17 protein-coding genes are annotated in these 23964 nt (G+C 62.8%); 7 read left to right on the plus strand and 10 right to left on the minus strand.

Features of this window, described 5'->3' with window-relative positions; genetic code table 11:
• The first annotated feature begins 150 nt into the window (after positions 1-150).
• Positions 151-1059 (plus strand): LysR family transcriptional regulator, encoded by a 909-nt coding sequence (locus MHX63_RS08550; protein ID WP_239388141.1) that lies wholly within the window; start codon positions 151-153, stop codon positions 1057-1059.
• A gap of 10 nt (positions 1060-1069) precedes the next feature.
• Here the strand turns inward: MHX63_RS08550 and MHX63_RS08555 are convergent, their stop codons facing one another.
• From MHX63_RS08555 to trmB, 5 genes are all read right to left on the minus strand, one after another.
• On the minus strand, positions 1070-3172 hold the full coding sequence (locus MHX63_RS08555) for a PhoX family phosphatase (protein ID WP_239388142.1): 2103 nt from the start codon (positions 3170-3172) through the stop codon (positions 1070-1072).
• Between the two features lie 142 nt (positions 3173-3314).
• Positions 3315-3800, minus strand: a complete 486-nt coding sequence (locus MHX63_RS08560) for a DUF3054 domain-containing protein (RefSeq protein ID WP_239388143.1) — start codon at positions 3798-3800, stop codon at positions 3315-3317.
• Positions 3801-3830: 30 nt separating this feature from the next.
• Positions 3831-4901: a YbhN family protein gene (locus tag MHX63_RS08565; RefSeq protein ID WP_239388144.1), complete on the minus strand. Its 1071-nt coding sequence runs from the start codon at positions 4899-4901 to the stop codon at positions 3831-3833.
• On the minus strand, positions 4901-7246 hold the full coding sequence (locus tag MHX63_RS08570; protein ID WP_239388145.1) for an MMPL family transporter: 2346 nt from the start codon (positions 7244-7246) through the stop codon (positions 4901-4903). Before MHX63_RS08570 ends, MHX63_RS08565 begins: the two co-directional genes overlap by 1 nt.
• A gap of 87 nt (positions 7247-7333) precedes the next feature.
• Positions 7334-8098 (minus strand): tRNA (guanosine(46)-N7)-methyltransferase TrmB, encoded by a 765-nt coding sequence (gene trmB / locus MHX63_RS08575; protein ID WP_239388146.1) that lies wholly within the window; start codon positions 8096-8098, stop codon positions 7334-7336.
• A gap of 52 nt (positions 8099-8150) precedes the next feature.
• Between trmB and MHX63_RS08580 the strand changes: the two genes are divergently transcribed.
• The 3 genes from MHX63_RS08580 to MHX63_RS08590 all read left to right on the plus strand — a co-directional run bounded on the left by MHX63_RS08580 (position 8151) and on the right by MHX63_RS08590 (position 11823).
• Positions 8151-9131, plus strand: a complete 981-nt coding sequence (locus MHX63_RS08580) for a hypothetical protein (RefSeq protein ID WP_239388147.1) — start codon at positions 8151-8153, stop codon at positions 9129-9131.
• On the plus strand, positions 9131-9724 hold the full coding sequence (locus MHX63_RS08585; RefSeq protein ID WP_239388148.1) for a DUF6802 family protein: 594 nt from the start codon (positions 9131-9133) through the stop codon (positions 9722-9724). Before MHX63_RS08580 ends, MHX63_RS08585 begins: the two co-directional genes overlap by 1 nt.
• Before the next feature lie 278 nt (positions 9725-10002).
• The gene (locus MHX63_RS08590) at positions 10003-11823 is read left to right on the plus strand and encodes a phosphoenolpyruvate carboxykinase (GTP) (protein WP_239388149.1); all 1821 of its coding nucleotides are present in this window, start codon (positions 10003-10005) and stop codon (positions 11821-11823) included.
• Between the two features lie 79 nt (positions 11824-11902).
• On the opposite strand, the gene ahpF is transcribed toward MHX63_RS08590, so the two are convergent.
• Together ahpF and ahpC are read right to left on the minus strand one after the other, a co-directional pair.
• Positions 11903-13483, minus strand: coding sequence for an alkyl hydroperoxide reductase subunit F (ahpF, locus tag MHX63_RS08595; RefSeq protein WP_239388150.1), 1581 nt, complete (start codon positions 13481-13483; stop codon positions 11903-11905).
• A gap of 186 nt (positions 13484-13669) precedes the next feature.
• Positions 13670-14233, minus strand: a complete 564-nt coding sequence (gene ahpC / locus MHX63_RS08600; RefSeq protein ID WP_239388151.1) for an alkyl hydroperoxide reductase subunit C — start codon at positions 14231-14233, stop codon at positions 13670-13672.
• 393 nt (positions 14234-14626) lie between these two features.
• Between ahpC and MHX63_RS08605 the strand changes: the two genes are divergently transcribed.
• The 3 genes from MHX63_RS08605 to MHX63_RS08615 all read left to right on the plus strand — a co-directional run bounded on the left by MHX63_RS08605 (position 14627) and on the right by MHX63_RS08615 (position 18987).
• Entirely contained in the window at positions 14627-16123 is a 1497-nt protein-coding gene (locus MHX63_RS08605; RefSeq protein ID WP_239388152.1) for a YeeE/YedE thiosulfate transporter family protein, read from the plus strand.
• A gap of 109 nt (positions 16124-16232) precedes the next feature.
• Complete coding sequence (budA, locus tag MHX63_RS08610; protein WP_239388153.1) at positions 16233-16964, plus strand: acetolactate decarboxylase; 732 nt, start codon at positions 16233-16235, stop codon at positions 16962-16964.
• A gap of 76 nt (positions 16965-17040) precedes the next feature.
• The gene (locus tag MHX63_RS08615) at positions 17041-18987 is read left to right on the plus strand and encodes a VWA domain-containing protein (RefSeq protein ID WP_239388154.1); all 1947 of its coding nucleotides are present in this window, start codon (positions 17041-17043) and stop codon (positions 18985-18987) included.
• A 135-nt stretch (positions 18988-19122) separates the two neighbouring features.
• Here MHX63_RS08615 and MHX63_RS08620 read toward each other — a convergent pair whose 3' ends face one another.
• From MHX63_RS08620 to MHX63_RS08630, 3 genes are all read right to left on the minus strand, one after another.
• On the minus strand, positions 19123-21450 hold the full coding sequence (locus MHX63_RS08620) for a 3-hydroxyacyl-CoA dehydrogenase NAD-binding domain-containing protein (protein WP_239388155.1): 2328 nt from the start codon (positions 21448-21450) through the stop codon (positions 19123-19125).
• Positions 21451-21557: 107 nt separating this feature from the next.
• Positions 21558-22787, minus strand: a complete 1230-nt coding sequence (locus MHX63_RS08625; protein WP_239388156.1) for an acetyl-CoA C-acetyltransferase — start codon at positions 22785-22787, stop codon at positions 21558-21560.
• A gap of 234 nt (positions 22788-23021) precedes the next feature.
• Entirely contained in the window at positions 23022-23870 is an 849-nt protein-coding gene (locus MHX63_RS08630) for a bifunctional 2-polyprenyl-6-hydroxyphenol methylase/3-demethylubiquinol 3-O-methyltransferase UbiG (protein WP_239388157.1), read from the minus strand.
• Positions 23871-23964 lie beyond the last annotated feature (94 nt).

The raw sequence follows: 23964 nt of genomic DNA on the forward strand, positions 1-23964 counted from the left end.
ATGTTCACAATCGATGTGTCTAGTGTGACGCAACCAGTATCAATTCGCTAAATGCAATAAATAGAGTTAGGTGTCCCGGAGAACGCATATGCTGAAGTGTGGGCGTCGATAAGCAGGGCAAGAAGGAAGGCAAGAAGGAAGATACAGAGTGTGAAAGACCTAACGTGGCTCCTGGACCTGGCCGAGACTCAGAACATGGTGGATACGTCGCTGCGCCTGGGGATCAGTCAGTCGGCGCTCTCCCGGCGGCTATCGGCGCTGGAAAGAGAGCTCGGTGCGGAGCTATTCGACCGCAACGGCAGGCACCTCGCCTTGAACGAATGCGGAGCCGCGCTGGCCAGGCACGCCCGCGAGGCCGACGAAGCATGGCAGCGGGGAGTCGACGAAGTACACCGGCTGATGGATCCAGAGCGGGGAACCGTGCGCGTGGACTTCATGCACTCACTGGGCACGTGGATGGTGCCGCAGCTGCTGCGGGAGTTCAGGAACGCGCACCCGCAGGTAAGGTTCGAGCTGGTGCAGGGCGCCGCACGGCCACTGACGGATCGCGTGATAGCCGGGGAATCCGACGTAGCGATGGTAGGGCCGAAGCCACATGCGCTGGTGGAGGCCGGCGAAGTGCGATGGCAGCAGCTGGCCACCCAAAGGCTGGCAATGGCGGTGCCGACGAACCACCGCTGGGCGGGGCGCACAAGCATTAGCATCGCAGAGGCCGCGGACGAGCCCTTCGTGGCCATGCTGCCGGGGTACGGAACCCGTATGCTGTTGGACGATCTGGCGGCCGCGGCGCGCTTCCGGCCACGCCTGGTGTTTGAGTCGATGGAGCTGACCACGATGGCGGGGCTGGTAAGCGCCGGGCTGGGGGTGGCCCTGCTGCCGATGGGGGACCCGAACCTGGTGGTCGCGGGCATAGAAATGCTCCCCCTCGAGGAAGACCGCGAGAGGGAGCTAGGGATGGTCTGGAGTGCACGCGCTCGGTCGGCTCCCGCCGCCGAGGCGTTCCGCGCGTTCGTCGTGGACCAGGCTGTCCGGCGCGACGGCAGGCTGCGCTTCGGCTAGGCGCTGAACCTTAAGCGCCGATGGTGCCGAAGTCGTCCTTCCAGGCAACCACGGTCGCCGGGCGGGCGATGGAGTCGCCACCATCCGGCCAGTGGGAGGTAGAGGTCTTGACGGTGGCCTCTTCGTCCTCACCCGGGTGCTGAACGTTGACGATCACGCGCTTGTCGAAGACCAGCGGGCCACAGGTCTCGGCGCCAGCCGGGACAGTCAGGAACTGCTTGGTCAGACCGCGGGTCTCGCCTTCCAGGGCGACAGCGAATAGGCCGTCGTTGGACTCCAGGGCGTTGCCGTCGGTGGAGACCCACAGGTTGCCGAAGGAGTCGAAGGTGACGTTGTCCGGGCAGGAGATCGGGGAGACCTTGGACTTGTCGAAGCCGCCGAAGTAGGTCTCGGCCTCGTCCGGGTCACCACACACCAGCAGCAGGTTCCACTTCAGTTCCTCGCCGGTGAAGTCGTCCTCGATCTCGAGAACCATGCCGTTCTTGTTCTCCTTGACCGGGGCGTACTCCTTGACCTCTTCGTAGTCCTTGCCCTCTTCCTGCACGCCGCGGTACTTGTTGTTGGTCATCGCAGCGTAGATCTTGCCGGTGGTCGGGTGCGGCTCGACGTCCTCCGGGCGGTCCATCTTGGTGGCACCGACCTTGTCGCCAGCCTCGCGGGTGTAGATGATGACCTCTTCCGCGGACATGCCGTCGACGTGGGACTCTGCGGAACCGTCCTCCTTGACGGTAACCAGCTTGATCCACTTGCCGGTGCCGTCGCACTCCTCGCCCTTCGGCGGGTTCTCCGGGTCGAAGTCCTTGTTGTTGCCCTCGAAGGTGGCAACGTATAGGGTGCCCTCGTCCAGGATCTTCATGTTCTCTTCGCGATCCTTGTCGGTGTTGCCGCTGCGGATCTTGCGGGAGGAGACGAACTTGTAGATGTACTCGAAGCGGGAGTCGTCGCCGGAGTACGCAACCACGGTGCCGTCGTTGGTGACGTGGATGTTGGAGCCCTCGTGCTTGAAGCGGCCCAGAGCGGTGTGCTTCACCGGGGTGGACTTCGGATCCCACGGGTTCACCTCAACCACGTAGTTGAAGCGGTTCGGCTCGTTCGGCTCCTTGGTCACGTCGAAGCGGTCGTAGTGCTTCTCCCACTGACGAGCGGTCTTGGCATCCTCGATGCCGTAGCGGCTCAGGCGCTCGCGGACCTTCTCGTCCTTAACGTTCTCGCCACCAGCGAAGTACTGGTCAACGTTCTCCTCACCGGAGAGGATGGTGCCCCACGGGGTAACGCCACCGGAGCAGTTGTTGAAGGTGCCCTTGACGATCTTGCCTTCCTTGTCGTCAGAGGTCTTCACCAGCTTGTGGCCAACGATCGGGCCACGCAGCTCGAACTCGGTGTTGCCGGTCAGGCGGCGGTTGTACTTGCCCATGACGGGCTTAAGCTTGCCATCCTTGTCGTTGCCCTCAACCTCGACAATGGACATGCCGTGGTTAGCCAGTTCGATGTCGACATGCTCCTTGGAGGGGTTCTCCAGGTCATAGTCCGGGATCATCTGCTGCGGGGTGGTGTACTCGTGGTTAGAGACCAGCAGGAAGCGGTTGTCCTCGCCCTCGATCGGCAGCAGTGCCGCGAAGTCGCAGTTGAAGCCGTACTGCTTAGCGGCCTGCTCCGCGGTCTGGTTGTCTACGTCGAACTCCTCGGCGCCTTCCTCGACCGGGTCGCCCCAGCGGATAACAACCTCGGACTTGTAGCCGGCCGGAACAACAACCTCGTCCTTGGTGTTCGGCTCGACCATTTCGAACTTCAGGCCGTCCGGAGCGTCTGCACTGTTGCCGGAACCGCCATTGTTCTCGCCGTTGCCGCCCTTGGCGTTGCTGCCCTCGCCGTTGTCGTCGCTGCAAGCTGCCAGGAAGGAAGCGCCGCCAACGGTGACCATAGCGGCACCACCGGCGCGCAGTGCGGTGCGGCGCGAGAAGGTGCCCTGGATCAGGTCCATGAAGTAGTTGTTGTCGGACTTGTTGTTCACCGGCTTGGAGCAAGCGTCGCCGCACTTGTACACGCAGGTGCGGTGGGAACGGCTGGACGTGAAGTCCATCTTCTTCAGCAGGTTGCGCCCCTTAAGGCCCATGGGGATCTCTCCTCAGTGTTGGTCAGTGTTTGTCAGTCTTCGTCAGCAGCTAACTGCAGATGGCTTACAAGACCTTAAGCAACGCGAACGAACCTGACGTAGCGCGAAGATGTACGTCAGGTTAATTAAGCTGAAATGTACTTCACTTACCGAATACTCGGCCCATGCGCTTCATGCGAGAAAGTCTGCGCAGCTGTCCCAGGCGGAAAGCACCGCGCCAACCGAACAGCAACAGGCCGCTCATCACGGTGGCTACGATCATGAAAGACCAATGGGGAACCTCCCCGTGGCGCACGCCCCAGATCCCCAGCCCGGCGATCACGTTGACGATCCAGACCAACGCACCGGTGGAGAACTCGAAACCGCTGAAGCCCGCCCCCTTGGAACCTCCCGGTCGGATCACGCCGATCCACAGCAGTGCCCAGGCGATCGCCACACCGATGAGAAAAGGCCAGGAGGTATCCAGCCAGCCGCCGAAGCTCAGCGGCATCTCCGGAGTGTTGTGTGCAATGCGCGCCAGCAGCGCAAACAGCAGGACGGCGATTACGTCGAGAAACAGCGCGACCCCCGGCGATCGTTGGGCGGTGCCGGGGGCGTCTCCCGTGGAGGTGCTATCGAGGTTGCTCATGACCCTAATCTTACTGTGCCTAGTTGAGCCTTAGCGTGCCCTGCCTACGGGTTCTTCCTGCTTTTCTTCTTGACGCCCCGTCTCCGCGGCTGCATCCTCAGCATTGCCTTTGGGGTTGACCATCTTGGTGGCGAAAAAGACGATCCATCCCACCAACGTCAGCCCCACGAAGCTGAGCATGCGGAAGACGATGACGGCTCCGAATGCCTGAACGGAGGTCAGGGTGCCGAATCCGACCAGGGCACTGGTCAGTGCAACATCCACCGGCCCCAGTCCGCCGGGGGTGACCTGCGCTTGCCCCACCAGTTTGGCGGTGAGGAAGGCCAGTACCACGCCCGCGATGGGCGGGGTGGCGCCGACGGCGTAGATACAGGCCAGCAGGCAGAGGATCTCGAAAACCCAGTTGCCCAGGCTGGCGGCGATCGCTACGGCCAGTTTGGTCAGTGGCAGTTCCACGGCCGACAGCTGGCGGGAGAACCCGCGGACATTGTCGGTGAAGCGGTCAACGGGCTTGCCACGGCGGGCGTTGAAAGTCCGCAGTCGGTTGACTAGCCAGCGCTCCACCTTGTCCCGGTTCTTTGCCACCCAGTTGGTGAGGATCGCTAGTGCAACAAGGGCGATCAGGGACATCGCCAACGTCAACGGTTTAACTGTCAGCCCCAGGAAGAACACAGCACCGATGGCCAGGATCGCCATGCCGCCGCCAGCTAGCGCTCCCGAAAGCAGCATGTACCAGCTGGCAATTACGGCAGTGGCGCCCCACTTGAGCTGCTCGCGGAAGATCATGGCCGCCGACAACGCGGGCCCGCCAGGGAAAGTCGAGGACCAGGCATTAGCTGCCAGCCCCAGCGAGTTGGCGCTGATGCGCTTCACTTTCACCCCGGCGCTGCGCAGCAGTACGACCATCACCTCGGCCTGCGCGACCATGGAGGCTGCGAGCGCGAGGATGGCCAGGCCGATCCAGCGCTTGTCGGCGTGTGCCAACTCTCGCCAACCGTCGCCAATGAAGTGCAGGTGCTCCCGGGCGAGGAAGACGATGATGCCAATCAGCACCAGACTGAGCAGAGTCCTGACTTCTGTGCGCCGCCACAAATCACGCATTAGCGCTCGCCTCCGCCCCCGCCGTCGGCCTGAGTGCCAGCACTGCTGCGGCTTTCTTCGACACGCCGCATCAGCTCCGCGAAAGGCAGGTTCCGCTGACGTGCGGGAGCCTCACCGGGGCGCTGGGCGGGCACGGGGGCGATGGCGTCCACACCAGAAAGTTCCGCAACCGTCACCCGCGACGAACGGACAGCAGGCGCTGCTTCGTGCGGCGAGGATTCCAGCTGCTCGTTGTGCCCAACCTTCTCCGACAGGCGCTTGACCCACTTTGGCGCCCACCAGTTGTCGGTGCCCAGCAGGTGCATGACGGACGGGACGAGGAGCATGCGGATGATTGTGGCGTCGAGTAGTAGTGCGATCACCATGCCGAAGGCGATGTACTTCATCATCACGATCGAGGAGAACCCGAAGGCGCCGCAGACCACGATCATGATTAGCGCGGCGGCGGTGATGATGCTGCCGGTGGTGGCCGTGCCGAAGCGGATCGCCTGATCCGTCGACGCACCCCGGGCGCGAGCCTCCACCATGCGGGAGACCAGGAATACCTCATAGTCGGTCGAGAGGCCGAAGACGATGGCGATGATCAGCACCAGTACCGGGGAGGTCAGCGGCCCGGCGGTGAAGTTAAACATGTCCGCGCCGTGGCCGTCGACGAAGATCAACGTCAGCAGGCCGAGGGTTGCGCCGGTGCCCAGGATGTTCATGATCACGGCCTTGGCCGGAATGATCAGCGAGCCGAAGATCATGGCCATCAGCACGAAGCTGACGAGCACGATATACAGCAACATCCACGGCAGTTTCTCGAACAGCGCGTCGATGGATTCGACCTCCAGGGCCGGGGTGCCGGCGACGTACACGCTGGCGCCGTCGACGTTGATGTCCTCCAGAGCGTTGACAATGCGGTCGTTGTCATCGCGGTCGGCAATGCCGGTGGACAGCACCGTCACGTCGTCCTTCGTGGGGCGTGAGACCTGGAACGGGGCCGTCAGTCCCGGAATCGCGTTGGCCTCCTTGTAGACCGCAGCCACGGTCTTGGAATCGCCCTCGATGACCAGCTTGATCGGGTCGGTGCGGAACTGCGGGAACTTCTCGGTGAACTCCTCCTGGTTCACGCGCGTTTGGTTCGACGGCGGCAGGTAGGTCTCGTTCATGCCACCCAGCTTGATGCCCGCAATCGGTACCGCCATCAGCAGCATGCCACCGACGATCACGACCGTAAACAGCTTCGAGTGGCGCATGGCGAAGGCCGGGATGCGGCCCCAAATGCCTTCGACCTGCTCGGAGCGCCGGCGGGTCCGCTTCTTCTTAAACGACCACTTGTCGATGTTCGGCCCGAGCATTGCGAAGACACTCGGCAGCACAGCCACGGACAGCAGCGCGGCCAGACCCACCGCGGAGATCGCGCCGAAGGCCACGGACTTCAGGAAGGCCTGCGGGAAGATGAACAACCCGGACAGCGCCACGGCCACCATCGCCGCAGAGAAGACCACGGTCTTGCCCGCGGTGGCGGTGGTGTTGCGCACGGCGGTGCGGGTGTCGTGGCCCTCCGCCATCTCCTCGCGGAAGCGGGAGACCATGAACAGGCCGTAGTCGATGGCTAGGCCCAGACCCAGCAGCGTGACCACGGACTGCGCGAACACGTTGATCTGCGTGAAGCTAGCCAGGATCGCCAGCACGCCCATGGATCCCAGGATCGACAGGCCGCCCACCAACAGCGGCATAAACGCAGCGATCAGACCGCCGAAAACGATCAGCAGCAGCAGGCCCACAGCGGGCAGCGCGTAGATCTCGGCACGGTGAATATCGCCGGCCATGCCTTCGTCCAGGGAGTCCGAAACCGCCGTGGCGCCGGCGATCTTCACATCTACGCCCGGGGCGCTGATGGCCCGCAGGTCGTCCTCGATCTTGCGGAAGTTAATCAGCACATCGTCTTCGATGCCCTGCAGCCCGATGGATGCGAAGGCCGCGGTGCCGTCCGGGTTGGCCATGGCCGCCGGACCGCGGTTGAAGTAGCTAGTCACGCCCCCGATCTCGTCGGGGTGATCCTTGCGCAGCTGCTCGATCTGCTGGGTTATGGACTGCTTGACCTCGTCCGAGGTTGCAGACCCCGGCTTATCGCCGGTGACCATCAGGATGACATCCCCGTTGGCGTCACGACCAAAAACCTCTTGCTCGATCTGCGCAGCCTTCGTGGACTGCGAGTTCGGGTCGTCCCACCCCTCCTGGCTCATCCGGTCGGCCAGTTTCAGCCCGGCGACGACATACAGCACCAGGATCGCCGCGATGATCACCAGAGGGATCAGCCGGCGGAACCGGTAGGCGACATCGCCCCAAGAGCTAAACAACGTGAGTGGTCCTTTCTATAACGCCAGAATTCCCTCTAGTCTACGAACCCGACCAGGGCGAACAGCAAATTTTCCGGGGCGTGTTAGCTATTTCTTCCGCCACAGGTACTCGCGGATGATGTGTTCCTTGTCCAGGCCCTTGCCCTCGAACTTGGTGATTACCTGGCGGTCCGTCAGCTGTGGAATGTCCGACTGGTCCTCGGGCCAGCCCAGGTATTCCAGCTGCTCTTCGACCTCCACCAGCTCGTCGATCCACTCTGCGTAGTCCGCGTGGTCGGTAGCGATGTGCAGAATGCCGCCCGGCTTCAGGCGGGAGGCAATCAGGTGCAGCGTGCCGGATTGCACGATGCGTCGCTTGTGGTGGCGGGCCTTGGGCCACGGGTCCGGGAAGTAGATGCGCACGCCGGACAGCGACTCGGGTGCGAACATACGCTGCAGAACCTCCACGCCGTCGCCGCGGATCATGCGCACGTTGTGGATGTCTCCGCGCACCACGGAGCCCAGAAGCTTGGCCAGCCCGGGGCGGTAGAGCTCGACGGCGACGATATTCTTTTCCGCCTCCAGCGGCGCCATCGCAGCGGTCGAGGTGCCCGTTCCGGAGCCAATTTCCACAATTGTTTCGGCGTCGCGGTCGAACCATTCGGGTAGGCTAATAACCTCGTCGGAGAGGACTTTGCCCAGCTCAGGCCAGTGTTCGTTCCACAGGGCCTCCTGGTTGTCGGTCAGGGTGCCGCGCCGGAAGCTAAAGTTCCCTAGTCGCGGATAGTCGCGACCGTCGTTAAACTCTGTCTGTAGTGGGCGGCCTGGGGGAAGGCTGCCTGGCGTGTTATCGGAATTATTCATCCAGACCATTCTTGCAGATGGCCTGCGGAATGTCTTAAGCCAAGTGGGGGACCTAACAAAGATGTTGAAGACCATTTCGGTCATTGGCCCGGATGCGCATGCGGTTGCAGAGTGTGCCGCACAGTTGCGTACGCGGATGGAAAGTAGGGGAAGTTCAAGCACAGCGGGGGAGCGTTTCGAGGTAGTGGAGGGCGCTGGCCCAGAGCAGCACCCCGACGTTGTTGTTGCGGCAGTAGGGCACGCTACCGCGGAGGATCGCGAGGTTGCCCGGGCCGTCGCGCAGGCTATGGGCGTGGTGTTGCTCTGGCCCTTTGGTAGTGACGCTCCTTCGTCTGAATGGGCCCGCACCCCAGGCTGGGTATGGTGCGAGGACGTGGACGAGGTGTGTGGGTGGATCCGGGCGCTGGGCGTGGATGTTAACGAGTGGGAGGGTCAGGCGCGCCGGGCGGATGCCGAGCGGCTGGATCGGGTGCGCATCGCCACGCGGCTCAGCGCGACTCGGATTGCCCAGGAGGTGCTGGAAGACGTCGGTGCTGCTGACCAGGCGCGCGGCACTATTGGTGTCAGGGGAGCTGGCGGTGCTAGGGAAGTTAGGGGTGCTAGGGGTGCCGACAGGTTCGAGTATCTGCATGCTGCATTCATGGCGCGATTGCGTGTGGCGGTACTGGAGCAGGGCGTGGTCTTCCCCGCACTTCCGGAAGCACAGGAGGAGGCCCCAGCCCGGCCTGCTATGGCGGTGGGCTCGCGGGCGAGTGTGGTGCTGGCCGCCGCAGCTGGCCTGGCAGCGGGGCTCGGGTTGGGAACTATGGTCGGCCGGCTTTCCGGGCCGGTGGCCGGCGTGATAGTCGGAGTGGTGGTGGCCCTGGCAGTGGTAGGGGCGCGGCTGGTCATGCTGCGCTCTGAGGCGCTGAAAGCCCGCGCCGCCAAGGAGGACGCGGCCTTGCGACAGCATTGGGCGACGGTGGTGACGGAGGTGGTCGCCCGGCTGGAGATCCCGCCGGTGGCACCCCGCATCCGCAGCCTGGCGATGGAGGCGAACTGATGGGTGAACTAATGGAAATGGGTATGTTCGACTTTCCAGATGACGGGATCAATGGGGCAGGCGGTGCCGGGGGTGCTGTTCCGCAGAACCCTCTGGCAGATCTGATTGGCAGCCACGAGTTGCACGAGCTACACGGTGGCGCGCCGGGCACCGTGGGCGGGCTGACTGACGGGCTCGGCGGCCTGACCGTCGAGTACGGCGGGCGCGAATACTACGTGGATGAACTCAACTCTCACGACCCGAATGCCCACGACCCCAATCGAGCCCCCGGTCAGCACAACGCTGCCGGTGCAGACAGCACCAATTCGACCAATACGCGAGCCAACTCGTGGCACGGCAGCGGTGGCGTGGAAGAGTCCGTCACCATCGCCGACGACCAGGGGATGAGCATCCTCAGCGATACGGACGGCGACGGCAAGGTGGACTACGTCTCTTCAGTTTCCTACGACGGACAATGGTCAGCCTGGCGGTGGATAGAGACCGGTGAGGCCGAGGGGGCGTCACAAAGAAAGAATACCAATACCCCCGATCCGGGGAACAATCAATGGCAGGCAGATGCCTGGAAATGCGTTGATCGGGGGGAATGGGGTTAGCCGGGGTGTGATGTACAACCACTGGCCACGGAACCAAAACACGGTTCCGGCGCTTCACGATAGTCTGGGGGCGGAAGGGATACCTGTGTCTTTGCGCAGACCCGGATAATTACAGATCACAGCTATATTGAATGCCCAAAAACCGCAGGATTTAGTAGAGTTAATAATGAATACAACCGGGTTTGAACTGGAAGTTTAAACCGACGGTCGGCTATTGAATGCTTGTGCATATTTGGCCGGGCCGGGTTGTGGGACACAAACACGTAGGGAGAAAATCGATGACCATTCGAGGGCTTGTCGGCGAGGCGCCCACCAAGAACCAGGAAATGCTGAACTGGATCGAGGAGGCCGTGGAGCTCTTCCAGCCAGAATCAGTCGTGTTCTGTGATGGCTCCGAGGAGGAGTGGAACCAGCTGGCAGAGCAGCTGGTCGAGCACGGCACCCTGATCAAGCTGGATGAAAAGGCGCAGCCGAACTCCTTCCTGGCACGCTCCAACCCGGCCGACGTTGCGCGTGTGGAGTCCCGCACCTTCATCTGCTCCAAGACTGAGGAAGACGCCGGCCCCACCAACAACTGGATGGATCCGGAGCAGATGCGCGCCGAGATGCGCGAGCACTTCTCCGGCTCCATGAAGGGCCGTCGCATGTACATCGTGCCTTTCTGCATGGGTCCGATCACTGATCCATCCCCGAAGCTGGGCATCGAGATCACCGACTCCCCGTATGTGGTTATGTCCATGCGCATCATGACCCGCATGGGTAAGGAAGCCCTGGACAAGATCGGCGAGAACGGTGAGTTCGTGAAGGGGCTGCACTCCGTGGGGGCTCCGCTGGAACCGGGTCAGGAAGATTCCACCTGGCCGTGCAACGACACGAAGTACATCACCCACTTCCCGGAGGACCGTGAGATCTGGTCCTACGGCTCCGGCTACGGCGGCAACGCCATCCTGGCTAAGAAGTGCTACGCACTGCGCATCGCCTCCGCCATGGCGCGGGACGAAGGCTGGATGGCAGAGCACATGCTGATCCTGAAGCTGATCAGCCCAGAGGACAAGACCTACTACATCTGTGCGGCTTTCCCATCCGCGTGTGGCAAGACCAACCTGGCCATGATCCAGCCGACCATTCCGGGCTGGCGTGCAGAGGTCGTCGGCGACGACATCGCATGGTTGCACTTCGGCGAGGACGGCCGCCTGTACGCCGTGAACCCGGAGAACGGCTTCTTCGGCGTGGCGCCGGGCACCAACCACGCCTCCAACCCGATCGCCATGAAGTCCATGGAGCCGGGCAACACCCTGTACACCAACGTGGCTCTGACCGATGACAACAACGTCTGGTGGGAGTCCAAGGAAGGCGAGCCGCAGCACCTCATTGACTGGCTTGGCAACGAGTGGACCCCGGATTCCGGCAACAAGGCCGCACACCCGAACTCCCGCTACTGCGTGCCGATCGAGCAGTGCCCGGTTGCCGCACCGGAGTTCAATGACCCGAAGGGCGTGCCGGTTTCCGCCATTCTGTTCGGCGGTCGCCGTGCGGACACCGTGCCTTTGATTACCCAGGCTCGCGACTGGAACCACGCCACCTTCATCGGTGCCACCCTGGCTTCCGGCCAGACCGCCGCTGCGGCCGAGGCCGCCGTTGGCTCCCTGCGCCACGACCCGATGGCTATGCTGCCGTTCATCGGCTACAACGCCGGTGACTACCTGCAGCACTGGATCAACATGGGCAACAAGGGCGGCGACAAGATGCCAGAGGTCTTCCTGGTGAACTGGTTCCGCCGTGGCGAGGACGGCCGCTTCCTGTGGCCGGGCTTCGGCGAGAACTCCCGCGTGCTGAAGTGGATCGTTGACCGCATCGAAGGCCGCGTGGAGGCTGATGAGACCGTTGTTGGCTACACCGCCCGCTACGAGGACATCGACACCGAGGGCCTGAAGGAGACCGAGGAGGACATCCGCGAGGCACTGTCCGTGAACCCGGCTGACTGGGAGCGCGATCTGGCCGACAACGAGGAATGGCTGAAGTTCCTGGGTCCGAAGGTCCCGTCCGAGGTCTGGGACGAGTTCAAGGGTCTGAAGGATCGCGTGGAGGCTGCGAAGTAGCTGGTTCGCTGTGGTGGAGAATTGGCTTCTTGGGAGGGTCGCGCCGCCAAACCAGCTAGGCTTTCGGCGCACCCAGTCCCTAGGCCTTCGGCGTAGTCACCGTGTACTGCCACGCACCCAGCGCAGCGTTTGCGCCAGCGCCCTGGGCAATCACAATCTGCTTGAACGGCACTTCGGTGCAGTCGCCGGCGGCGTACACTCCCGGGATATTGGTGGCATTGTGCTCGTCCACCACAATCTCACCCATCTTGTTCAGCTCCACGCCACTCTCACCCAGCCACTGGGTATTCGGCACCAGGCCGATCTGGATGAACACGCCCGCGACGTCCAGCGACTTCGACTCGTCGTTAGTGCGGTCCGTGTAGGTCAGGCCGGTGACGTTCTTGCCGTCGCCCACGATCTCCGTCGTAGCCGCCGAGGTAATCACGTCGATGTTCGCGGTTTCCTCCACGCGCTGCATCAGGATGTCATCGGCACGGCAGGCCTCGCCGAACTCCAGAACTGTCACGTGCTTCACCACACCTGCCAGGTCCAGCGCGGCTTCGATGCCCGAGTTTCCGCCGCCGATCACGGCCACGGACTTCCCCTTGAACAGCGGGCCGTCGCAGTGCGGGCAGAAGGTCACGCCCTTGTTGCGGTACTCCTCCTCGCCTGGAACGCCCAGGGTTCGCCACTGTGCGCCCGTGGCGATTACCAGGGCGCGGGCGCGCAGGGTGGCGTCATCCCCAAAGTGCACCGTGTGTAGGCCACCCGCCTCGGTGGCAGTGGTCAGACCGGTCGCGGCCTGGGACTTCACCACGTCAATGTCGTACTGGCCGACGTGCTCCTCGAACTCCGCCGCCAGCTTCGGGCCCTCGGTGGCGGGCACGGAGATGAAGTTTTCGATGGAGTTCGTGTCCAGCACCTGGCCGCCGAAGCGCTCGCCGATGAGGCCGACGCTCAGGCCCTTGCGGGCGACGTAGATGGAGGCTGCTGCACCTGCCGGGCCCTGGCCAACGACCAGCACCTCGTAGGCGTCCTTCTCATTCAGCTTCTTCGCCTCGCGCGCGGCGGAACCAGTGTCCAGCTTGCGTACGAAGTCCTCGATGGTGGTGCGGCCCTGGCCGAACTCTTCGCCGTTCAGGTAGATGGTCGGCACGGCCAGGACGTTGTTCTCCTTGACTTCGTCCTGGAATAGCGAGCCTTCCACCGCGGTGTGCTTGATGCGCGGGTTCAGGACCGCCATGGTATTCAGCGCCTGCACCACGGTCGGGCAGTTCTGGCATGTCAGGGACATGTAGGTGACGAATTCGTAGTCGCCGTCCAGATTTTCTACCTGCTCGATCAGGTCCTGGTCTTCCTTGATCGGGTTGCCGCCGACCTGCAAAAGCGCCAGCACCAGGGAGCTAAATTCGTGGCCCATCGGGATGCCCGCGAAGGCCACGGAAATGTCGCTGCCGGTGCGGACGATGCTGAAGGAGGGCTTGCGCTCGTGCGCGTCGTCGTTGCGGCGGGCGGTGATCTTGTCGGACAGCTCGGCGATGTCCTGCAGCAGCTTCTCCAGGTCCTCGGAGGCCGAACGGTCGTCCAGGCTGTACACCAGCTCAATGTCTTCGGTGATGCGGGGGACGAGCTGGCCGAGCTGCTTGCGCAGGTTGTCGTCCAGTAGTTGCTTAGCCATGGGGTGCTCTCTTTCTTTGTTTATTGACGCCACCCTAAGGGGGTGCGCGCCACACGGGGGTTCTGCGGGGAATGGGGTTTATTGGTGAGTTAAAGGCGCTAAAAATGGCGGGCGGGATCCGTAAGTGGAAAGCCCGGCCCGCCGTGGGTTTCCCGCCTGGGTGCGGCGGGGGAGTGGAAGGGGAAGTTAGATCTTGCCAACCAGGTCGATGCCCGGGGTCAGGGTGTCTTCGCCCTCTTCCCACTTCGCGGGGCAGACCTCGCCCGGGTGCTCTGCGACGTACTTAGCGGCCTTGACCTTGCGAACCAGCTCGGAAGCGTCACGGCCGATGCCCTCGGCGGTCTGCTCGATGTACTGGATCTTGCCCTCCGGGTCTACCAGGAACGTTGCGCGGTCTGCCTGGCCGGCGCCCGGGCGCATGTTCTGGAAGTTGTTGGTCAGCTGACCGGTGGAGTCGCCCAGCATGTAGTAGTTAACCTTGCCGACCTGCTCGGACTCTGCGTGCCATGCCTTGTGCACGAAGTGGGAGTCGGTGGATACGGCGTAAACCTCTACGCCCAGACCCTTCAGCTCTTCGTAGTGGTCAGCCAGGTCGCCCAGCTCGGTGGGGCAGACGAAGGTGAAGTCGCCCGGGTAGAAGAAGAAGATGGACCACTTGCCCAGGACGTCGTCCTTGGAAACCTCGGTGAACTCACCGTTGAAGAAAGCGGGGTTCTTGAAATCCAGAATTTCGGTGTTGATGAGGGACATGCTGTGCCTCCTTGGGGGCTTGGTTTCGGGTGTTAGTTGGCAGTTATTCACAACCGTCGCCACAAAGCCTACCGATTTTCTTCAGTCTTGTTTTGGAGCTGAAGTGGATCATCGGGGGCGGCAATGGGGGCTGCTTGGTTGCGATCCACCACCCATTATAGCGATGACTTTGTAAAAGTCAATGATTGATAGGTTTACATTGGTGGCGGGTTATGGGTTTGAATCGGAGGTCGCTATCAATACTGATTCACGGAGCTCGTGTGTGGGGCCACGATACCGCGTGAGTGGTGTAGCTCACCTTGGGCTTGAGGGAGGGGGTGGTTGGCAGCTAGTATGGCCGCATTCAAATAGACAGACAGATCGGTTCATTTTTAGTTTGGAGTTAGGGAACCCATGATTGTCACCGGATTGGTATTAGGTGCTGTTCTCGGCTGGGTCATGCAACGCGGCAGGTTCTGCGTAACTGGCATGATCCGCGACATTTTCTTGAATAAGACGTGGCGAGGCTTCACCGCCCTGCTCATCGTCATCGCAGTACACGCGGTCGGCCTTGCCGCCCTTACGACTGCGGGAGTGATTACGCCCGAGTACAAGCAGTTCGCACCGCTCGCCGTCGTGCTGGGTGGTCTGCTTTTCGGCATGGGCATCGTGCTGGCGGGCGGCTGCGCATCCGGCACCTGGTACCGCTCCGCCGAAGGCCTTATTGGCTCGTGGCTGGCGCTGATCTTTTATGCCGGCAGTGCTGCAGCTATGAAGGGCGGCTCGCTTAACGCTCTCAACGAGGGGATGCGCAGCTGGACGCTGCCCATCACCACCATCCACGGGTCTCTGGGGATCTCCGTGTGGTGGCTCGTTATCCCCTTCGCGCTAGGGGTTGGCTTCCTGACCCGCCACTTCCTCGCTCAGGAAGCTAAGGCGCCGAAGATGGCGACCCTGAAGCCGAAGAAGACAGGCCTCGCGCACCTGATGGCGGAAAAGCCCTGGCACTTCTATCCCACCGCGGCCATCATCGGTGCGCTGGGTGTGCTCGCATGGCCACTGTCGGCAGCGACGGGCCGCAACGACGGACTAGGTATCACCAGCCCATCGTCCAACCTCTCTAAGTTCCTCGTCAGCGGCGAAGATACGGTGGACTGGGGAGTCATGTTGGTGCTCGGCCTGCTGGTGGGTGCATTCTTCGCTGCCAAGGCGTCTGGTGAATTCCGACTGCGCGTTCCCTCTGCCGAGCAAGCTGTTCGTTCCGTCATTGGCGGCGTGCTGATGGGCGTGGGCGCTTCCGCTGCCGGCGGCTGCACCGTGGGCAACGGCATGGTGCAGACCTCCTTGTTCAGCTACCAGGGTTGGGTTGCACTGCTGTTCATCGCCATCGGAATCGGCGTTGCCGCAAAGCTGTGGCTCAAGCCCACCGATGCGGTGCCAGGTCAGACGTCTAATCCTACGACCGACCAGCCAAGCCAGCTAACCGGCCTGCACGCTAGCCAGGCGCAGTCTTCCCCACACGCCGCACAGTCTGTACAGTCCGCCGCAGAGCAGAAGGCCATGGCGGCGCAGTTGGGCTTCCAAACCACGGGCACCCTGCTGCTGGATCGCAAGGCCACGGTTGCGGAAAGCGCCGAATCGGTAGGCGCCAGCGGAGATAGCGACCTCAAATTGGTCGGCGATCGGACCTACAAACTCGACACCCTCGGTGCGGTGTGCCCGTTCCCTCTGATCGACGCCAAGGCGGCGATGGCCGACATGTCCGTCGGGGATTCGCTGCAGATCGACTTTGACTGCACCCAAGCCACCGATGCCATCCCGCGGTGGGCTGCCACCGATGGTCATGAAGTCACGAACTTTGAGCAGACCTCCGACGCTGGCTGGACCATCACCGTTAAGAAGGGCAGCTAGGCTGCCGGCAGCCTATTCGGCCCCACCACCCCATAGTGGGGGTGGTTGGGGCGAGAGGGGCGTCACTAAGAAAAGCGAGCGACGGGCGAGCGCGGCAACAATGGGGAGCATGAGCGACTCACCGGTAACTAGGCACACAATCTTCCAGAACTCCCTGATGACCGCCCTGCTGGACGGCATCTACGACGGCGAGATGACCGTCGGTGAGCTGCTGGGCAGGGGAAACTTTGGGCTGGGGACGTTCGACGCGCTGGATGGCGAGATGGTCATCATCGACGGCGTTTGCTACCAGCTGCGCCACGACGGCAGCGCCACCCGCGCCGATCTGGAAACCCGCAGCCCTTATGCCGTGGCCACCAACTTCGTGCCACGCATCCGCCGCCGCGCGCCGGAAAACATCCGTCGTGCGGACCTGTCGAAGTTCATCGACGGCATGACGCCCTCCTCGAACTACATGTACGCCGTCCGCATTACCGGGCACTTCAGCAGCGTGGTCACCCGCACGGTCGTGAAGCAGAAGCCGCCCTACCGGCCGATGGTTGAGGCGACGGACGATGACGCCGAGCAGCACTTCACCGACGTGACGGGCATTATCGCGGGCTTCCGCACGCCGGTCTATGAGAAGGGAATCTCCGTCCCCGGCTGCCACGTGCACTTTATCGACGACTCGCGCACCGTCGGCGGGCACGTGCTGGACTTCACCCTGGAAGAGGGTAAGATCGAGCTGTGCCCAGGCACCGACCTGGAGCTACGCCTGCCGCTGACCAGTGCGTTCTCCGAGGCGAACCTGGACCCGGAGGATCTGGACGCCCAGCTGCACAAGACGGAGGTTAAGGACTAGCCACCCTCAAAAAGCCTGCCATTGTTTCCCGGTCGATATAAGGTGATCTGCAGGGATTACCGAAGGGTGTTAATCAATGGCTAAAAGAAGCTCGCTGCTATTCGCAGTTGCGCTGATCGCGGCGCTGGTGACAATCGTCGTACCACCGGCACAGGAAGTTCGGGCGGAGGATGAGGGTAAGAACATCCCGCCGACGATGCTGATTTTGGACGCTTCCGGGTCGATGAAAACTCCGGACGCTGACGGGCAGACGCGCCTAGCCGCAGCAAAGGACGCGGCGCAGATGTTTTCTGTGGCCGTACCCAGCGACGCGGAGTTGGGATTCATGGTCTACGGAACGGAGGTCGGCAACTCGCCGGAAGAGCGCGAGGCCGGCTGTAAGGACGTAAAAACCCTGCTGCCAGTGGAAAAAGGGAACGTAACCAAGATTCCTGCAGAAGTCGGCAAGGTCGAGGCTTCCGGTCACACACCGATGGGGCCGGCTTTGAAGCAGGCTGCCAAGGAACTGCCCGAGGACGGCGAGCGCTCGATCGTGCTCGTTTCCGACGGCGAGGACACCTGCGCACCACCACCAGTGTGCGAGGTCGCCAAGGACCTGAAGAAGGAAGGCATTGACCTCACCATCAACACCGTCGGCTTTCTGGTGGATTCTAAAGCCCGCAAGGAGCTGGAGTGCATCGCCGAAGCGGGAGGCGGCGAGTACATGGACGCCAAGGACACCGTGAGTTTGGCTGATTCCATGAAGCGGCTGACTACCCGCACGGCCCAGACCACTGAGACGGAAGCGGAGGAGATCAGCGGAGGAGATGATTACTCATCGGCGGCTGAGGTGCCGGCCGATGTGGAGACGTTCTCCACGAATCTGCGTGAAAAGTCCGATAGCGACCGGGCGGACGAGGACGGCGCCGAGTACTTCAGCACCCCCATCGCCGAAGGCGAGCGCCTGGCGCTCAGCGTGGCCACGATGCCGCCGCCTTCTCAGGGCGATGGGCTGGGGAAGTCTAACTTCACACTCAAGCTGGACGTAGAGGAATCAAACTGCTTCCTGGACAGCAGCGGAGACACCGGGATCATCGATTCCAACGGACCGTTCTTCTCCTCCTACACAACGAAGCGAGCAGGCGAAGACTGCCCAGCGGGCGACTTCAAGTTCAAGGTAGTGCGCAAGAGTGGCCCGTACGAGGGGCAGGAAATTCCCGCGGAGGTCTCCATCAAGCGCTTCGCGAACGAAGACCTCAATGGTGTTCCGGAGCCTTTCGAAGAGGAGAGCTTCTCCCATGAGGATTCCCTGCAAGCTACCGAAGACGTGGAGACGGTGAAGCCGGGGGCGTGGTTCCACAATGCCACGGAGCTCAAGGCGGACGGTAAGTCTACGGTGAAGGCCGACATCGTGCCCGGTGAAACTCACGTGTACAAGATCAACGCTGAGTATGGGCAGAAGCTGCGGGGTGGGATGAAGCTGGTCGCGGCTCCTGACAAGGAGCTAGCGCGCATCTCTGAATTGCAGGTACAAACCCTAAACTCTGTGCGACAAGCAGCTTCTTTGCAGGAAAGTCAAGCCGTCAATTCGGCCACCGAGGGCCAGTCCGTTGCGTTCGGCCACGCCGCCAGGCTGAACTACCGCAACATGGTTGGTGATGGTGAGGAACAACCGGGCGATGTTGCGGCGCGGAAATCTTGGCTGGATGGGGACCAGTACATCGTGGTTTTCTTCAACAACAGCTGGGGCGGCGGCGAGCCCAGGGACCTTTCAGAGGAGAAGAACGAGGCCGCCACCTATGAGCTCACCACAGAGCTCACGGGGGAGAAGATCCCCGGCCCGAAGTTCTCGGAGGCTTCGCATCCGCAAGACGGCGATGACGAAGGCAACTCCAAGCAGGGTGCTGAATCCGAGGAAAAGGACAGCAAGGACAGCGAGGAGTCCGACTCGAGCAGCAACCTGATCTGGTACAGCGTCATCGTGGGAATGCTGCTTGCACTGGGCGGTGGCGGTGTGGCCCTCGCCTACAGCCGCAAGCGTTAGGCACTGAGCCCCCTACCCGCGCATAAATTAAGCCCCTAACTCCAGCGGAGGTAATCCGCAAAGGGAGTTGGGGGCTTTAAGCGTTCTCGCTCTGGGGGACGCCCTTGGGGGCGATGCCCTGGGGCGGAAGAAGGACTACTTCTTCAGGGACTCCAGCGGGGTGAAGCGCTCGCCGTACTTGGCGGCCAGCTCCTCAGCGCGGGCAACGAAGCCTGCAACGCCGCGGGTCGGGTAGTCGCCACCGTCGCGGTCCGCGACCTTGCCCTCTGGCAGGGCAGCGGCGGCCGGGCGGTCGTAGTTCTTGATGTACTGGCGGGTACCGCCGGTCCAGGCCGGGAAGCCGATACCCATGATGGAGCCGATGTTGGCATCCGCATCAGAGGTCAGCACGCCCTCGTCGATGCACTTCTGGGTCTCCAGAGCCTCGGCGAACAGTGGGCGCTCCACCAGGTCGATGAAGGCCGGAGCATCAGCCGGAACGTTGGAGCCAGCAGCCACGCCGCTCGGGTCAGCAGCAGCCTTCTGGGCTGCGCCAGTGGCGGCCGAGTCCAGGCCGGAGCCTGCAACGGTGGACTCGCCGTCGGCGACCTTCACCTTGCCGGCGCCCAGCTCGTCCCACAGGCCGCGCCACAGGCCGGTACGGCGGCCCTCCTCGTTGTACTCGTAGAAGCCCTTGCCCTCCAGCTTGCCCGGGCGGTCGTAAACGTCCAGCATCTTGTCTACGATCTCGGTCACGCCACCGTCGTCGACGGTCAGGCCAGCGGCCTCCTGAGCAGCGCGAGTCTCGGAACCGATCTTGCGGGCCAGCTTCAGGTTCAGCTCGTCCTGCAGCTGCAGCGGCGGTGCCGGGTAGCCAGCCTGGCGGCCAGCAGCCTCGATGACGGCTGGGTCGATGCCCTCAGCCAGCATGCGCATAGCCTCGTTCAGGAAGAAGCCGATGACGCGGGAGGTGTAGAAGCCGCGGGAGTCGTTCACGACGATCGGGGTCTTGCGGATCTGGCCAGTGAAGTCCAGCGCCGCAGCCAGGGTCTCGTCGGAGGTCTCCTCGCCCTTGATGATCTCCACCAGCGGCATCTTGTCTACCGGGGAGAAGAAGTGGATACCGATGAAGTCCTTCGGGCGCTTCACGCCGGTAGCCAGCTCGGTGATCGGCAGGGTGGAGGTGTTGGAGCCCAGCACGCAATCCTCCGGTACGGCTGCCTCGATCTCTGCCCAGACCTTGTGCTTCAGCTCGGTGTTCTCGAACACGGCCTCGATCACGATGTCACAGTCGGACAGGTCGGAGTAGTCAACGGAAGGCTTGATGCGGTCCAGCAGTGCCTTCGACTTCTCCTCGGTGGTCTTGCCGCGCTTCAGCGCCTTGGCCTCCAGGCCCTCGGAGTAGGACTTGCCCTTCTCAGCGGCTTCCATCTTGATGTCCTTCAGCACGACCTCCATGCCAGCCTTTGCTGCCACGTAGGCGATCGCTGCGCCCATCATGCCGGCACCAACCATGCCCAGCTTCTTGAACTGCTTCTTCTCAACGTCCTTCGGGCGGGAGCCGCCACCGTTGCAGTACTGCAGGTCGAAGAAGAATGCCTGCATCATGTTCTTGGAGGTCGTGCCGGTGACCAGCTCCACGAAGTAGCGGGTCTCTACGGCCAGGGCCTCTTCGATGTTCTTCAGCTGTGCGCCCTCAACGGCGGCCTTCAGAATGGCCTTCGGTGCCGGCATCGGTGCGCCCTTGATCTGCTTGGTCACGTTAGCCGGGAAGGAGGGCAGGAACTGCGCCAGCTTCGGGTTAGTCGGGGTGCCGCCCGGGATCTTGAAGCCCTTCTGGTCCCACGGCTGGGATGCTTCCGGGTTCTCCTTGATCCACTTCTTGGCAGCGTCGATCAGCTGGTCTGCCGGAACGACCTCGTCGATCAGGCCGGTCTTCAGTGCGTCCTCCGCACGGAACTGTCGGCCGGTGGTCAGGACCTTCATCAGTGCGTCCTGGATGCCCAGCATGCGGACCACGCGGGTCACACCGCCGCCACCCGGCAGCAGACCCAGGGTGACCTCTGGCAGGCCAACTTTCAGGCCCTTGGCGTCAGAAGCGATGCGGTGGTGCGTGGCCAGAGCGATCTCCAGCCCGCCGCCGAGCGCCGCACCGTTGATAGCGGCGACAACCGGCACGCCGAGGGTCTCGATGGCGCGCAGGCCGGCCTTCATGCCGTTGATCTGCTTGGTGATTGCTTCTGCGTCTTCCGGGGTGGACTTGATCATCGACTTGATGTCGCCGCCCGCAAAGAAGGTCTTCTTTGCGGAGGTGATGACCACACCCTTGGCCTCGCCGGACTCCACTGCGCCCTGCAGCTTCTCCACCAGCTCAGGCAGCTCGCCCTGGAAGGTGTCGTTCATGGTGTTGACCGGCTGGTTCGGGTCGTCCATGGTGATGGTTACGATGCCGTCGCCATCCTGGTCCCACTTGAACATGCTCATGTGTGATGCTCCTTGTTTTATTTATTGACGCCCTCACGCTTGCGTCCGCGGGAGTTTGTCAGAGGAAAATTGAGTGTTTCTTGTGTTTTGGTCTGCGGGAAGGTCGGTTAGACGCGCTCGATGATCGTGGCCACACCCATGCCGGCTGCGACACAGAGGGTGATCAGGGCGTAGCGGCCGCCGGTGCGGTGCAGCTCGTCGACGGCTGTGCCGGTGATGATCGCGCCGGTTGCACCCAGCGGGTGGCCCATGGCGATGGCGCCACCGGAGACGTTCAGCTTCTCGTCCGGGATGTCCAGCTCGCGCTGTGCACGCAGGACGACGGAGGAGAATGCCTCGTTGATCTCCCAGATGTCGATGTCCTCGGGCTTCAGGCCAGCCTTGGCCAGAGCGGCGCGGGAGGCCGGTGCCGGGGCGGTCAGCATGATGGTCGGCTCCACACCGGAGGTGGCGACGGAGACAACGCGGGCGCGCGGGGTCAGGTCGAAGTCCTTACCGGCCTGCTCGGAACCGATGGCCAGCAGGGCTGCGCCGTCGACAATGCCGGAGGAGTTACCTGCGTGGTGCAGGTGGTTGATGCGCTCCAGCTGCGGGTACTTGGTCTGCGCGACAGCGTCGAAGCCACCCTGGTCGCCGATCATGGCGAAGGCGGGCTTCAGGCCGGACAGGCCCTCGACGGTGGTGCCAGGGCGAATGGTCTCGTCGCGGTCCAGCAGGGTGATGCCGTTCTGGTCCTTCACCGGAACGACGGTGCGGTCGAAGCGGCCCTCTTCCCATGCCTTGGATGCGCGCTCGTGGGAGCGGGCAGCGAAAGCGTCGAGGTCCTCACGGGACAGGCCGTCGAGGCTGGCGATGATGTCAGCGGAGATACCCTGCGGGATGAAGTCGTTGTAGAAGTTGGAGGCGGGATCCATTGCCAGGGCGCCGCCGTCGGAGCCCATCGGGACGCGGGACATGGACTCCACGCCGCCGACGAAGACCAGGTCGTCCCAGCCGGAGCGGATCTTCTGTGCGCCCAGGTTCACGGCGGTCAGGCCGGAAGCGCAGTAGCGGTTCACCTGGAGGCCGGTGGCGGTGTACGGCAGGCCGGCGTTCAGGGCGGCGGTGCGGGCGATGTCCATGCCCTGGTCGCCGACGGGGGTGACACAGCCAGCGATGACGTCGCTGATGCGGTTGGGGTCGATGCCCGGGTTACGCTCGATGATCGCCTCGATCAGGCCGGAGAGCAGGTCGACGGGCTTGGCGGTGTGTAGGGAACCGCCCGGCTTGCCCTTGCCACGCGGGGTGCGGACGGCGTCGTAAATGAATGCCTCGGGGGCGCCAGTGTTACTGGTCATGTCAGTCCTATTTCCTATCGTTCTCGACAGTGATCCTTTAGTGCAGTGATCGGCTAGGACAGTGGCTCATGAACCCTGTGGTTCATAAAACCAGCGGCTCATGATTCCAGTGACCTAGCAGGTCGCAACACTAGACTTGTGTCTCACGCCACATTACCCGTTCTTCGAGGAAGTAGTTGTAGTCTTATGTCTTTTTCTTACCCTATAAGGTGCCCCCGCTAGGTTGAGGCTGACCTAGCGCTTCTGAAACACCAGCACCAGGTTGGAAACCGCGAACTCGCGGAGCCCCGGCACTCGCACCATCCACCAGGCCCACCAGGGGTGATAGCGCGGGAACGCGGCCACCAACTCGGCACTTTCGCCGTGCACCTTGCGCGCGTACTCCAGGCCTTCGGCTGCGGAGACGTTGAACAGGCTCTCGCCCCAGCGGTTCTTCGGCGGCTTGCCCATCTTCTTCTCATAGCGCCGGGCGGCGAATTCCCCGCCCACGTAGTGCTGCCACAGCCCGGTTTCGTGCCCGCCGAATGGACCCAGCCACACCGTATAGCTGTAGATCATCACTCCGCCTGGCTTCGTCACCCGCAGCATCTCGTCTGCCATCCGCCACGGATCCGGTACGTGCTCGGCGACATTGGAAGAGTAGGTGATGTCGAAGGCGTCACTAAGAAAGGGTAGGTCCAGCCCCGAACCCCGCACCGAGGTCTGCAACTTAATGCCCGCAGCAGCCATCTCGCCGACGTCGGGTTCGCATGTGTAGTAGTCCGCGCCGGCCTTGTCGAAGGCCACGCCGAAGTAACCCGGGCCGCCGCCGACGTCCAGGATCTTGGTGCCGTGCAGGGGCTCACCCTGGTCTTCAGCTTGTCTAGCCTCCCACCCAGAACCCTGCCCCGCGCCGCGTACGCCCGCGTAAATGTCGCGGATCAGCCCGACGGTGTCCTCGGCTAGGTGGCCGTAGAAGATGTCTGGGCGGGTCTGCTCGTATTTGAAGTCGCTCAGCAGGCCGAAGGAGCGGCGCAGCGTGGCGCGGCGACGGAAAACGCTCAGCGTCTGGCGCTGGCGGTCGGGGTGGTTGTTCTGGCTCATCGAGTGTCTATCTTTTCAGGTTGTGCTAACTCTTTCTGCAGATTCACCAAACCCTGCAAAGTCGCAGGCGGTGGCGACTAACATAGTGTCCATC

The organism is Corynebacterium sp. ACRQK, assembly GCF_022345965.1.
GTDB lineage: Bacteria > Actinomycetota > Actinomycetes > Mycobacteriales > Mycobacteriaceae > Corynebacterium.

What these genes read in the sequence shown, in the direction of transcription:
- MHX63_RS08615 (WP_239388154.1), top strand. Translation starts at nt 17,041, where the DNA reads ATGGCTAAAAGAAGCTCGCTGCTATTCGCAGTTGCGCTGATCGCGGCG.
- MHX63_RS08560 (WP_239388143.1), bottom strand. Translation starts at nt 3,800, where the DNA reads ATGAGCAACCTCGATAGCACCTCCACGGGAGACGCCCCCGGCACCGCC.
- MHX63_RS08580 (WP_239388147.1), top strand. Translation starts at nt 8,151, where the DNA reads ATGTTGAAGACCATTTCGGTCATTGGCCCGGATGCGCATGCGGTTGCA.
- MHX63_RS08630 (WP_239388157.1), bottom strand. Translation starts at nt 23,870, where the DNA reads ATGAGCCAGAACAACCACCCCGACCGCCAGCGCCAGACGCTGAGCGTT.
- MHX63_RS08620 (WP_239388155.1), bottom strand. Translation starts at nt 21,450, where the DNA reads ATGAGCATGTTCAAGTGGGACCAGGATGGCGACGGCATCGTAACCATC.
- ahpF (WP_239388150.1), bottom strand. Translation starts at nt 13,483, where the DNA reads ATGGCTAAGCAACTACTGGACGACAACCTGCGCAAGCAGCTCGGCCAG.
- MHX63_RS08555 (WP_239388142.1), bottom strand. Translation starts at nt 3,172, where the DNA reads ATGGGCCTTAAGGGGCGCAACCTGCTGAAGAAGATGGACTTCACGTCC.
- MHX63_RS08625 (WP_239388156.1), bottom strand. Translation starts at nt 22,787, where the DNA reads ATGACCAGTAACACTGGCGCCCCCGAGGCATTCATTTACGACGCCGTC.
- budA (WP_239388153.1), top strand. Translation starts at nt 16,233, where the DNA reads ATGAGCGACTCACCGGTAACTAGGCACACAATCTTCCAGAACTCCCTG.
- MHX63_RS08565 (WP_239388144.1), bottom strand. Translation starts at nt 4,901, where the DNA reads ATGCGTGATTTGTGGCGGCGCACAGAAGTCAGGACTCTGCTCAGTCTG.
- trmB (WP_239388146.1), bottom strand. Translation starts at nt 8,098, where the DNA reads ATGGTCTGGATGAATAATTCCGATAACACGCCAGGCAGCCTTCCCCCA.
- MHX63_RS08605 (WP_239388152.1), top strand. Translation starts at nt 14,627, where the DNA reads ATGATTGTCACCGGATTGGTATTAGGTGCTGTTCTCGGCTGGGTCATG.
- MHX63_RS08590 (WP_239388149.1), top strand. Translation starts at nt 10,003, where the DNA reads ATGACCATTCGAGGGCTTGTCGGCGAGGCGCCCACCAAGAACCAGGAA.
- ahpC (WP_239388151.1), bottom strand. Translation starts at nt 14,233, where the DNA reads ATGTCCCTCATCAACACCGAAATTCTGGATTTCAAGAACCCCGCTTTC.
- MHX63_RS08585 (WP_239388148.1), top strand. Translation starts at nt 9,131, where the DNA reads ATGGGTGAACTAATGGAAATGGGTATGTTCGACTTTCCAGATGACGGG.